Annotated in this window: 12 protein-coding genes; 3 read left to right on the forward strand and 9 right to left on the reverse strand. The window is 51.5% G+C overall.

All coding sequences use genetic code 11. The features are described from left to right. Window positions 1–18: 18 nt before the first annotated feature. Window positions 19–765, forward strand: a complete 747-nt coding sequence (gene rlmB / locus IX84_RS29500) for a 23S rRNA (guanosine(2251)-2'-O)-methyltransferase RlmB (RefSeq protein WP_044230013.1) — start codon at window positions 19–21, stop codon at window positions 763–765. 67 nt (window positions 766–832) lie between these two features. Here the strand turns inward: rlmB and IX84_RS29505 are convergent, their stop codons facing one another. From IX84_RS29505 to IX84_RS33140, 3 genes are all read right to left on the reverse strand, one after another. Next, window positions 833–1,924 carry a vWA domain-containing protein gene (locus IX84_RS29505; RefSeq protein WP_044230015.1) on the reverse strand — a complete coding sequence of 364 codons (1,092 nt, stop codon included), beginning with the start codon at window positions 1,922–1,924 and terminating at the stop codon, window positions 833–835. A 168-nt stretch (window positions 1,925–2,092) separates the two neighbouring features. Beyond that, complete coding sequence (locus IX84_RS29510) at window positions 2,093–2,449, reverse strand: hypothetical protein (RefSeq protein ID WP_044230017.1); 357 nt, start codon at window positions 2,447–2,449, stop codon at window positions 2,093–2,095. Window positions 2,450–2,527: 78 nt separating this feature from the next. After that, window positions 2,528–2,869, reverse strand: a complete 342-nt coding sequence (locus tag IX84_RS33140; RefSeq protein ID WP_152605296.1) for a hypothetical protein — start codon at window positions 2,867–2,869, stop codon at window positions 2,528–2,530. A gap of 287 nt (window positions 2,870–3,156) precedes the next feature. On the opposite strand from IX84_RS33140, the gene typA reads away from it, so the two are divergent. After that, on the forward strand, window positions 3,157–4,962 hold the full coding sequence (typA, locus tag IX84_RS29515; protein WP_044230023.1) for a translational GTPase TypA: 1,806 nt from the start codon (window positions 3,157–3,159) through the stop codon (window positions 4,960–4,962). An 85-nt stretch (window positions 4,963–5,047) separates the two neighbouring features. Here the strand turns inward: typA and IX84_RS29520 are convergent, their stop codons facing one another. The 4 genes from IX84_RS29520 to IX84_RS29535 all read right to left on the reverse strand — a co-directional run bounded on the left by IX84_RS29520 (window position 5,048) and on the right by IX84_RS29535 (window position 8,557). Beyond that, entirely contained in the window at window positions 5,048–6,127 is a 1,080-nt protein-coding gene (locus tag IX84_RS29520; protein ID WP_044230018.1) for an amidohydrolase family protein, read from the reverse strand. A gap of 70 nt (window positions 6,128–6,197) precedes the next feature. Further along, the gene (locus tag IX84_RS29525) at window positions 6,198–7,229 is read right to left on the reverse strand and encodes a hypothetical protein (RefSeq protein WP_052516515.1); all 1,032 of its coding nucleotides are present in this window, start codon (window positions 7,227–7,229) and stop codon (window positions 6,198–6,200) included. 11 nt (window positions 7,230–7,240) lie between these two features. Beyond that, window positions 7,241–8,125, reverse strand: coding sequence for a DUF5777 family beta-barrel protein (locus IX84_RS29530; protein ID WP_044230019.1), 885 nt, complete (start codon window positions 8,123–8,125; stop codon window positions 7,241–7,243). A 30-nt stretch (window positions 8,126–8,155) separates the two neighbouring features. After that, a complete protein-coding gene (locus tag IX84_RS29535) occupies window positions 8,156–8,557 on the reverse strand; it encodes a hypothetical protein (protein ID WP_052516516.1) in 402 nt (133 codons plus the stop codon). Window positions 8,558–8,756: 199 nt separating this feature from the next. Between IX84_RS29535 and IX84_RS29540 the strand changes: the two genes are divergently transcribed. Continuing rightward, on the forward strand, window positions 8,757–9,170 hold the full coding sequence (locus IX84_RS29540) for a BrxA/BrxB family bacilliredoxin (RefSeq protein ID WP_044230020.1): 414 nt from the start codon (window positions 8,757–8,759) through the stop codon (window positions 9,168–9,170). 75 nt (window positions 9,171–9,245) lie between these two features. Here IX84_RS29540 and pdxH read toward each other — a convergent pair whose 3' ends face one another. Both pdxH and ltrA read right to left on the reverse strand, forming a co-directional pair. Continuing rightward, complete coding sequence (pdxH, locus tag IX84_RS29545; RefSeq protein WP_044230021.1) at window positions 9,246–9,899, reverse strand: pyridoxamine 5'-phosphate oxidase; 654 nt, start codon at window positions 9,897–9,899, stop codon at window positions 9,246–9,248. Between the two features lie 166 nt (window positions 9,900–10,065). Continuing rightward, on the reverse strand, window positions 10,066–11,345 hold a 1,280-nt coding region (ltrA, locus tag IX84_RS29550; protein WP_202965314.1), incomplete at its 5' end, for a group II intron reverse transcriptase/maturase.

Genomic DNA, 11,345 nt, shown 5'->3' on the forward strand with positions numbered 1-11,345 from the left:
AAGCCTCACTATACCACTATGGCAAAACCTCAACAAGACCTCAATATCATCTACGGCCGCCATCCGGTAGTCGAGGCGCTGGAAAATGGTGTCCCTATCGAAAAAGTGATGCTGCAGAAGGGCATACGGGGCGACATGGAAAAAGAGCTGCGCCATTTGTGCAAGTCAGCGGATGTCCCCATGCTGGTCATCCCCAAGGAGCGCCTCAAGCGCTACACCAATGGCAATCATCAGGGGGTGGTGGCGCTGCAGGCGCTGATCCGCTACCAGAAAATGGAAGACATCCTGCCGATGGTTTTTGAACGTTCGCAAACACCGCTCTTTGTCCTCCTTGATGGGGTTACGGATGTGCGCAACTTTGGAGCCATTGCCCGTACGGCGGAAGTATGCGGTGCTCATGCGTTGGTCATTACGCAGAAAAACAGCGCACAAATCAATCCAGAGGCTATGAAAACCAGTGCCGGAGCGCTCAACACCATCCCCGTTTGCCGGGAAAAGAGCCTGATCACCGTCATAGAGTACCTACAGCAATCCGGCATTCAGGTACTGGCCAGCGACTTACAGGCAGATAAGGCTATTTATGACCTGGACCTGACTGCCCCGGTAGCTTTTGTACTTGGCGCAGAAGGGGAAGGGATCAGCCCGGCGGTGGCCCGAAAAGCCGATCAGACCTTTATCATACCTCAAAAGGGGCAGACGGACTCCCTCAATGTTTCAGTAGCAGGCGGCATGATGCTGTACGAAGCGATGCGGCAGCGGAAGTAGGGCAAAAAAATGCCCTGCCTCATCCAATCCGGAGCGGGGCAGGGCAGCTCAATCAAAACAACGAAGATTAGTTTTGATCAATTTCGTAAGGCGTAGCGTAAAAAATCGCTCTCAGGCTAATCGGCTCATCAATATCCGGATTGAAGGTTTGCGTAGACCGGTTATAGATCACGGTATAAATATTGGCGATCAGCTCATTGATGTCATTAAAGCGCGCCTGCAGCTCATCGGCATTTTCAGCCTCCACGAAAAAATTCTCGCTGCTCGCCAGGCTTTTCAGATAGTTGGTATTGTACTCCAAACCTTTACCTTTCAGCCCGATCATATAGCGTGGAAACTCCGACGCCTGAATCATCTGCTGATTACCGGTGGGGTTGTTGGAGCCATTATCGTTACCATCCGTAAACGCTACGAGCACTCTATCGTCCACATCAAGCTCTGCGTTTTCCAGGGCGTTCAGGCCGCTAAGAATACCATCGCTCAGGCGAGTAAAGGTCTGCGCGTTGAGGTCAGGGTACGGGAAGCTGTTGAGGGCTGCTGAAATGTCACCTATCTGATTCGTAAACGGGTAAGTAATGACCGTGTCCGCAAATAAAGTCAGGCCAATAAAGCCCGCCCCTCCAGCTAAGGTTTGCTCTGCAAAATCAAGGGCATACTGCCTGACCTTCTCCCGGTCTTCGCCCAAAGAGCTACTCACGTCCACCACGAGTTGTGTAGCCATGCGGGTCTGAGAAAATTCTTCCTGATTCTTAAACTCCGTCTGCTCAAACCAGCGATCATTGGCCGGACGGGTATCATCGCGCTCCTCGATGGTCACACAATTTGCGGTGTAGTTGAACTCGTCATCGCTCAGGCGGATATTGGGAATACGGATGACCACTTTGTTCCCTTCAACGGTGGGGAAAAAGACTGTAGTATCATACTTCACGCGCTCATCGGTACGGGTACGCACAATCTCCACGCGCGGTTCTTCGCCCTGATAGTAGGTATAATCAAAACGCAGCACGATGGCATCATCACGGGTCACACCAATACAGCCTGGCTCCGGGATTTCATCCACGTTGGCCGAAGGCACGGTCGTATCATCATCTTTCTTGCAGCTGGTAAAAGCCAGCACAGCAGCAAGGCTCAGCAGGGCGGCAATTCTGAAATTTTTCATAAGCTAGTCAGTTTAACAGATTCGGTTTTAGGAATAGCAGCGCACAAATGCGCCACGCACAATTACCCTAACTAACTTTCGCCCCGATTTATTCGATATATTATCTTAAAGTTTATTTAAAACCAGGGCTTTAACAAAAAAGGCGACCCGGTAGGATCGCCTTTTTTGCTACAACTTCAGCTGCGGTATCGCAAAATATTTTTGGAGGAAGGCATCGAATTCCTTCAGCAGGCTTTTAAAGTACTGCCGGAAGTGGCGCACCTCACTGAACGCCTGTTCAAGGTACTGGCTCGAAGCCTCCACTGCTTCACGCAATTGTTTTTGCAAGCGCTGCAGATTAAGGCGCTGTAATAGAAACTGATTTTGAAAGTATTCCACCTTTGCGCGGTCCTCCGTACTTTCTGCTTTAGTGAGCACTTCTTCGAGGCTCCACTCACAATTGCGGATTTCCTGCTCATAAAACTGAATTTCTTTAAACCAGCTTCTTAAAGCGTAGGCATTTTGACTTTTGGAATACGTAGCCATAGTCCGAACTTTTTTATGCAGCTCCGGGCTGCGGGTTTGATGATGAATAGGTGCAGGGCACCAAAAGCATTCAAAAAATCAAATCGACACAGGGTCGTAAAAAAGTAAAGACTGATTCATAAGGTAGAAAGGCAGCCGGACTGCATAAGAAACTGTTGCCGCTAAAGCCGAGGAAGAACCCGCTAAGACCGGGGGCGGGAAAACCATGTCCTTTGGCAAACCGGCACTGCAAGGACCGTCATCCGGTAAGACCGGCTCCCAGCATAGGGCATCCGGTGAAGCGTCCAGCTCACAAGAACTACTGAAAAACTTAAGCACGCAACACCCACCGGCATGAGCGGGAGCAAGCACTCCGCTAACCGGGCTACTGGCAACGGCCGCCAGCGACAATAGGGAGATGATGTTGCGTAAGGTCTTCAACAGATGAATTTTATATCTTGATACCTGTACTTCCAGGGCCTTTTCAAGATGATGTTTTGTGAATCCACTATAAAAACTACTTTAAGTCTGCGCTAGTTGCCTTTACCAAAAACATTAAGACTTGCCTTAACGCTTCCTTAACACCCCGGCCGCTGTAACTGAGGCGGTTACCTCAAATAATTAATCCCAAATTAACGCGCGGGTATAGCGATTGCAGAAAAATAAGCCTACCTTTGCGCCTTCTTTGCCAGAACACCACAATTTGGCAGTACATTAACTTGAATAACATGGATATTAGAAATATCGCCATTATTGCACACGTTGACCACGGTAAGACCACCCTGGTTGACAAAATGATCCTCGCGGGGCAGCTGTTTGCCGACCACGAGACGCCGGGCGAGCTCATCCTCGACAACAACGACTTGGAGCGGGAGCGCGGCATCACCATTTTGTCCAAAAACGTGTCCATTGCCTACAAAGGCACCAAGATCAACATCATTGACACCCCTGGCCACAGCGACTTCGGTGGTGAAGTAGAGCGCGTGCTAAACATGGCAGATGGCGTACTGCTGCTGGTTGATGCCTTCGAAGGCCCCATGCCACAGACCCGCTTTGTAACTCAAAAAGCAATCGAGCTTGGCCTGAAGCCAATTGTGGTGGTCAACAAAGTAGACAAGGAAAATTGTACGCCTGATGAAGCGCAGGAGGCCGTTTTCGACCTCATGTTCAACCTGGACGCTACAGAAGATCAGCTGGATTTCCCTACCATATACGGCTCTGCCAAATTTGGCTGGATGAGCAACGACTGGCGGGACAAAACGGACAACATCACGCCCCTGCTCGATGCCATCCTGGAGCACATTCCACCACCCTCTGTATCGGAGGGCACCCCGCAATTGCTCATCACTTCGCTGGATTACAGCAAGTACATCGGCCGTATTGCTGTAGGCCGCCTGCAGCGGGGCTCTCTGAAGTCCGGACAGCCGGTTTCTATGGTAAAAAAAGACGGCATTGTACAAAAAAGCCGTATCAAAAACTTATACGTATTTGATGGTTTCGAACGCGTGGAAGTAGAACTGGTGGAAGCCGGCGAAATTTGTGCCGTATACGGGATCGAAGGTTTTGAAATTGGGGATACTATCGCCGACTTTGAGAACCCGGAGGCCCTGCCTACCATTGCCATCGACGAACCTACGATGAGCATGGTCTTTACCATCAATGACTCTCCCTTTTTCGGTAAGGAGGGCAAGTACGTGACTTCCCGCCACATTAAGGACCGCCTCACTTCGGAGCTGGAACGTAACCTGGCTATGCGAGTGGAAGAAACAAGCTCTGCGGATACGTTCCGCGTCTACGGCCGTGGGGTACTTCACCTGGCGGTACTGATTGAAACCATGCGCCGCGAGGGTTATGAATTGCAGATTGGGCAGCCACAGGTTATCACCAAGCGGATTGATGACGTGGCACACGAACCGGTTGAAGAACTGACCATCGACATCCCGGACGAGCTGTCCGGCACGGCCATCAACATGGTCACGCAGCGCAAAGGTATTATGCTGTCTATGGAGCCTAAGGGCGACCGGGTGCAGCTGCGTTTCGAGATCCCTTCCCGGGGCATCATCGGCCTGCGTAGCCAAATGCTGACTGCTACTGCCGGCGAGGCGATCATGACCCACCGCTTCCTCGAATTCCAGCCGCATAAAGGTGACATTCCGGGCCGTATAAACGGCTCATTGATTTCTATGGAAACCGGCACCGCCATTCCTTACAGTATCAATAACCTGCAGGACCGTGGCAAATTCTTTATCAGCGCCGGTGATGAGATTTACGAAGGCCAGGTGGTAGGTGAAAACAGCCGCCCGGGTGACCTCGTGGTCAACCTCATCAAAACCAAAAAGCTGACCAACATGCGGTCATCGGGTGCCGATGATAAGATGAAGCTCATCCCACCAAAGGTCTTTACCCTTGAAGAAGCCCTGGAATACATTCAGGAAGATGAATATGTGGAAGTCACACCGGAGTCTATCCGTTTGCGCAAAACGATGCTCAAAGAGCATGAGCGTAAGCGCGCGAAGAACAAGGCACTGGCGTAGGCTGTACACTAAGCCAAATTTAGAAGAAGCGGAAACCGGAAGTCATTTACTTTTGGTTTCCGCTTTTTCATTTTGGGCACTGAGCCTACTCAACAACAAGATGGCGCTGAACGCGCTCATAGAATTTTGGGGCATCATCATCGTAAAGCCACTTCACCACATTATGCGACCAAATATCATCTTTCTGTTTTCGGGTGATAATCTCCTCTTCTACTGCCAGGTCCAGCAGCTTACCGGGGTAGGAGGACTGATGCTCGTTTTTCATTTCTCCGAGCGGATAGGGGTCGTCAAGCCCGAGGATAATCTGATCGGTACCGCCCTGCCTTCTAATCATCAGTTCCAGCGAGTGGACATCATGAACCAGTGTATCAAAGTAGATATTAGGATGCCCCAAAGCCTTGCGCGGGCGTGTTTTGCCTTCAAATAAATCCGGGCGCCCATCGAAGCCCTGCACGCGGCGGCCCAGGTTCACGTGGTTGAGTTGCCCGCCGTGGGCGAAACATACCCGGATATTCGGGTACTTATCGTACAACCCATTAAGGGTATAGAAATGGTAGGCATCAGCGCATTGAGCCAGCATCCAGATCAGGTGGAAACGCCAGGCCGTATTCTCCAGCAGGATAAACTTCTCGCCATCGTAAGGGTGGATTTCCAGCGCCAGCTTGTAGTGATTAGCGAGTTCGAGAATGGGCTCTGTCTCTTCGTTGAAGATCACATTCCAGTGCCCCGTGGAGTCCATATAATGCGTGGGCAGGCATAAGACCTGCAAGCCCAGTTCCTCCACACAGCGTTCGATTTCCCATAGTGCGCCCTGCGTAAACCCGGCATGCACGACAAATCCGCAGGTAAACTTTTTGGGATAATCCTGCTGAACCCGGGCATTGAAATCATTCTGAAAGCGCAGCGCCCGCTTCATATGCTCCCACTTCAGCCCGTTGCCATAAAGCTGGGAAAGACTCAGAATGACCGCATGGTCAATGTGGCTTTGCTCCATCCATTCCAGCTTTTCATTCAGGAAAAAGCTAGGGTCAGTAACCGGGCGCTGCCAGTTTTTCTGGCGCATAAACTTACGGTCCTCATCAATCCAGAAGATTTCCTTCTCCCGCATGAATGCTGGTATTTCATCGGGGTAAGGCAACAGGTGCCCGTGGCCATTGATCCTCATATCATTCGTCCTTTGGTGCGTCCTCTAAAGGTACAAATTTTGTCCAAAATCCGGCACCCCACCTCAGGCGCTACCGCTCGTAACCTGCCCGAAGTTCAATATACGCCCGCAGATCTTCCATTTGCTGGTGGGAAAGCTTCTCCAGGGCATAATTGGGCATGTAAGGCTTGCTCCCGGGGACCGGTGAAGTCCCATAGCGCCCCACCTGATACACGGAGTATTCGGTATACCGGGGAAAATGCTTGGCCAGGTGCTGAAAGGTCAGCTTGGAATCATCCAGCCTGAAGAAGGAATAGCGTTCGTTTTCGTGACAGTGCAGACAGCTTAGCTCGTATACCAGGCGGCCATTCTCCACATCGGTGGTGTCCACCTCATAGCCGGCCTTCCTGTCTTCAGGGGGAGCCACAAAGGTAGCTGGTGAACCAGACAGGTACTTCGACTTGATTAGCTGAATAGCCGCTGCGGTATTTCCTTTGCCATTTAGTGCCTGATTGATCTGAGTTTTTTCCTCATCGGAAAGGATAAGGTCGTCCATTTTCAGCCCGATTGTCCACAAATAAGCCAGGACGGATTCCATCTCCCATGGCTCCAGGGCACGCCCCTGCGAGCATTCGGTGGCACAGAGCTGAATCGCCTCCCGCAGGTCATCACGAGCGGGCTCCACCAGGCTTCCATACTTTTGCTCATAATCGCCGTTGTAAAAGCTTGTCCGGTTCACTGCACCATAGAGGGCAGTACCCTGCAAAAAAGGCAAGCCGTTTTCCCGGGCATACTCCAAGCGTGCCTGTGGATCGGATACGCTAAGGTCCGGATCTTCCTTTTCAATATTATGGCAGGCGGTGCACACGTAGTGCTTGCTCTGTTTGTTGTTTTTGCCCCCACCCAGTCCGGTTGCAAAGCCCGTCAGCATAATACCCCGCCCGGCTTCAACGGATACGCCCTCCAGCGTAGAGTCCGGATAATGAGCCACCGGATCGTCGCCAAGGCGCAGGAGCACCTCAGCCACCGCTTCCCCGGGCAGAAGCTGATCGGGCACTGTAGATTGCTGTATTGTCCAGAAAAAAGCGGTTGCAAGAAATGTAGTGAATAAAAACTTGTACATGGATCAGCTCATTAAAGATTGAATAAACGGGATATGGTAAAACCAAAACGGAATTCCCCGTCCAGCCAGTTGGAAGTCGTGTAGGGAATAAAGTCCGTCTCCATGATCCCGGTTGCATTTGTGAAATTAAGCTGAAATAGATGCCCGCCGGAGTCAATTTCCAACCCCAGCCCCAGTGCGGGATAGAAACCATTATCCGTAGTCCGATAGTCCGAAAACGGCAGGGTCACATCTGCAATCACCCCAAAGACCCGGCTGATCTGCAGGCGCGTGCCCACGCCCAAAGAGAACAACCCATTCTCATCTTCAAATGGGACGACATTCCGGTGGGTGTAGCCTGGCGTAACCTGCAAGGCGATACGGTCAGACAACCGGGAGGCAATCATCAACTGCCCATGGTAGCCCATGCGGTGGGAGAAGTTGGAAAAGTTTCGGATGATATCCGGATTGTCAGGAATGCGCTCTGCGGTAGACAGCGCCGCCACCCCCCAAAAAGTAAGGCTCACGGGAGACCCGCCCATTGCTCCCTGCCGCAGCAGGGCATACTTGACCGTGCCATTGAGCACCTGCCGAAGCCCGGCCTGCCCATTGGGCAGCGACCCCGCCCCTTTGGTCCGGAAAAAGCCCACGGTGAGCTTATCCGTTGCACCATAGGCAGCACCGATCATAACATCAGAAGCCTGCTCCAGGCCATAAAAGGTAGACCAGCCACCATTGTCGCCCAGTAAATCGCCAAAGCGGTGGCCGATGCGCACATCGAGCCGCCTTTTACCTAGTGTCTCTACTGATTGTATGTTAACCAAACGGCTATCGTTGAAGGTCTGAGTAACCACATCCTGCGCAGCGGCAGGCGCCATCCAAACCAGCAACATTATCAAAATTGAAATATTCTTCATCAGGTATTCAGTTTGCAGTGTTTCTTGAAATTATTCCGGGTAACCACTGTCCAGCCAGCACTCCAGGCGGTCCAGTTGCTCCTGTGTCAGGTCTTTCGGCCGGCCCTCCGGTGCATAATCCGGTGGCATGCCCTGATTAGGGTCATCTTTGAGCTCCAGGACTCGGGTGCGGAAAGCCCCGCTCTCAATATTGGGCAGCACTCCGTGATAGGAATCGTAGACGCCCGGGGCAGTACCGTCAAGATGGCAACCTGAATAGGCACAAGATTCCTCAATAATCTGCCGTATCTGTGGATCATAGGCAGGGATAGTATCGGTACAGGTCGATGCCACCATTGGCTCCGGTAATTGATCGGATGTACAACCGCTAAAGGCCAGCAAGGCACCGGCTACCGTTAATATGGAGATAAAAGGGATAAGGATATCTTTCATGTCATTCAGTGTAAGTTTTTGCAAAAGTCTAACATCAAATCCATCAAATTGATGCAGCTTAGGAGGTCTTCCGGTAACGATCCACGTAGTTTTAGCTCAAGCAGTTGCTTTTTCAGGAAATATTTTGACCTTTGAACCAACAAATGCTCTTAAGTGTATTAAGTCTAATTAACTCAAATCAGAAAAATAAAACAGCAATATGTATCCTGCAGAACTTACAGCGCCAATGGCCAAAGATCTGACCGAATATGGTTTCAATGGCTTGCAAACCGCAGAAGCCGTTAGTGAAGTCCTTGATAAAAAAGAAGGCACTACGCTCGTCGTGGTCAACTCCGTGTGCGGTTGTGCGGCTGCCAACGCCCGTCCCGGTGCGAAACTGGCTGCTCAACATGATAAAACACCGGACAATATGGTAACCGTTTTTGCTGGTGTCGATCAGGCAGCGACAGCCAAAGCCCGGGAGTACATGGCTCCTTATCCACCTTCCTCGCCTTCGATTGCCTTGTTTAAGGATGGCAAACTAGTGCATTTTCTGGAGCGCCACCACATTGAAGGTCGTTCTGCAGAAATCATTGCGGAAAACCTGAAGCTGGCGTTCGACCGCTACTGCTAAAGGTATACATCGGAATTATTGATGCGAAAAAAGCCCTGAAGCGTAATGCTTCGGGGCTTTTCAATTTCCTGAACGCTACGGTGCCAGACGGGCAGTCGACCAGCTCCCGTCTTCTGACAAAATGTACTCAATGCGGTCGTGCAGGCGGCTGCTTCGGCCCTGCCAAAACTCAATCCGGTGCGGAACGACCCGGTAACCGCCCCAGTGTTCCGGCTTGGGCAGGGCTTCTGCTGCGCGGTAATCTTCCTCTAATCGCTTCACCTTCTCTTCAAGGACTTCCCGCGATTCAATCTTTGTACTTTGAGGCGAAGCCCAGGCACCAATTTGGCTTCCTTTTGGGCGGGACTGAAAGTAGCGGGTGGATGCTTCTGCAGGCAGCACCTCTACCCTGCCCTCTATGCGCACCTGACGCTGCAGCTCGTGCCACAGAAAAGTAAGGGCGGCTCGTGGATTGGCACGAAGCTCCTGACCTTTACGGCTATTGTAATTGGTATAAAACAGGAAGCTGCCATCTGTGACACCTTTTAACAGGACGATACGGGCAGAAGGCACTCCATTGGTCGTTGCGGTGGAGAGCGTCATGGCATTCGGTTCCGGCACTTCAGCATTCAGCGCCTCGTCAAACCATACCTGAAACTGTTCCACCGGATTGGTCCTGACTTCCTCCATCTCCAATGTATGGGCAGAATAATCCTTACGGAGTTGTTCGATCTTGCTGTTGGCTGGCATGAATTTTTAATAGGGAAAACAAAGGAGCAGGGCAAGTGTTTTGGGTTCTTTGTCTTGATGAAGGCTGAACAAAATTGAGTAGGGTAAAGTAGAAGGATGCATCCTTCTACTTTATCCCTCTCACAGAACCGTGCGTACGGGCCTCGTACACGGCTCCTGTTAAATCTTATTCATAGTATTGATGCAACGTGTTGGTTTTCACCCGCTCCATGTCGTACAAGTGCAGGTTATTAAACCACTCATTAGGCAGCGCCATGTGGACCAGTTTGCAGCTCGCGTTGCGCCAGCGGGCCATAGAGATTTTCTCAAAACTCCCTTTGTAACCCATCCGTCGTAACTGTTTATGCAAGCCTTTCCAACTTTTCCACTCGCGCATCTGCTTCATCCGTAGGCGGCGGCGTATCCAGCTCATTAAATTACGGAACAGGCTCTTGGCTTGCCCAATGCGGAAGTAGTTGGCAAAACCCCGCAATAGCATCGACAGCTCCCTTATCTGGTGCTCTACGTTACGCCCGGAATTGCGTGGGGTCAGCTTGCGGACTTTGTCCTTAAACTTCTTCACGCTCTTTGGGTGTATGCGCGCACCCCGCCGGCTGATGATAAAACCCAGGTACGTTATGCCTTCCCATATCGTTGTGAGGTGCGTCTTCTTTACGTTGACCGTAAGTTTTAGCTCCTCTTCCAGATATTGGGCGGCTATAGAACGATACCTGCCCGCTTCACTGCGCGTGTAGCCGAAGATCAGTATATCGTCTGCGTACCTTACTATCCGGATGCCTTGACTTTTCATGTACTGGTCAAAATTGTCCAAATAGATATTCATCAGCAGCGGGGAGATTACTCCGCCTTGCGGGCTGCCAGCTTCCGCAGGGTAGTATGCCCCTTCGTCCATAACTCCCGTTTCAAGTATTTGACGGACCAGTGCCAAAACACTGCCGTCGCTTACTTTAGCCCCCACCCCTGCCAGTATCAAGCCGTGGTCCAGCGTGTCGAAGCACTTCGACAAGTCCATGTCAACGACATGAGCCAGCCCCCACTTGTTACTGAAACGCTCTGCCTTAGCCACTGCATGGGCGCAGCTGCGCCCGGGGCGGTAGCCGTAGCTCGATGGGTGGAAGCCCGGCTCGAAAATGGGCTGGAGGATGTTGAGCAGTGCTTGCTGCACCACCCGGTCGCGTACCGTCGGTATGCCTAATGGGCGTTCGCTGCCGTCAGGCTTCGGGATATACACCCGTTTTACTGCCTGCGGGCGGTACGCCTTCGTCCTGAGTTCTTTTTTCAAACGGCGCAGCTCTGACACCCTCTTCTCATCGAAGTCGGTGATGCGAACTCCGTCTACTCCGGCAGCGCCCCGGTTCGCCTTTACCTTCTGGTAGGCTTCCATGAGGTTCTTCCAGCTGTACACTTTGTCGTATAGGCTGTACCATTTTCGCATAAAAAAAAAAA

The sequence above is a fragment of the Phaeodactylibacter xiamenensis genome, assembly GCF_000759025.1.
GTDB lineage: Bacteria > Bacteroidota > Bacteroidia > Chitinophagales > Saprospiraceae > Phaeodactylibacter > Phaeodactylibacter xiamenensis.

Excerpts from the sequence above, each read along its gene's own strand:
- IX84_RS29535 (WP_052516516.1), bottom strand. The coding sequence starts at position 8,557 with ATGAAAGATATCCTTATCCCTTTTATCTCCATATTAACGGTAGCCGGT.
- IX84_RS29510 (WP_044230017.1), bottom strand. The coding sequence starts at position 2,449 with ATGGCTACGTATTCCAAAAGTCAAAATGCCTACGCTTTAAGAAGCTGG.
- IX84_RS29540 (WP_044230020.1), top strand. The coding sequence starts at position 8,757 with ATGTATCCTGCAGAACTTACAGCGCCAATGGCCAAAGATCTGACCGAA.
- pdxH (WP_044230021.1), bottom strand. The coding sequence starts at position 9,899 with ATGCCAGCCAACAGCAAGATCGAACAACTCCGTAAGGATTATTCTGCC.
- rlmB (WP_044230013.1), top strand. The coding sequence starts at position 19 with ATGGCAAAACCTCAACAAGACCTCAATATCATCTACGGCCGCCATCCG.
- typA (WP_044230023.1), top strand. The coding sequence starts at position 3,157 with ATGGATATTAGAAATATCGCCATTATTGCACACGTTGACCACGGTAAG.
- IX84_RS29505 (WP_044230015.1), bottom strand. The coding sequence starts at position 1,924 with ATGAAAAATTTCAGAATTGCCGCCCTGCTGAGCCTTGCTGCTGTGCTG.
- IX84_RS29525 (WP_052516515.1), bottom strand. The coding sequence starts at position 7,229 with ATGTACAAGTTTTTATTCACTACATTTCTTGCAACCGCTTTTTTCTGG.
- IX84_RS29530 (WP_044230019.1), bottom strand. The coding sequence starts at position 8,125 with ATGAAGAATATTTCAATTTTGATAATGTTGCTGGTTTGGATGGCGCCT.
- IX84_RS29520 (WP_044230018.1), bottom strand. The coding sequence starts at position 6,127 with ATGAGGATCAATGGCCACGGGCACCTGTTGCCTTACCCCGATGAAATA.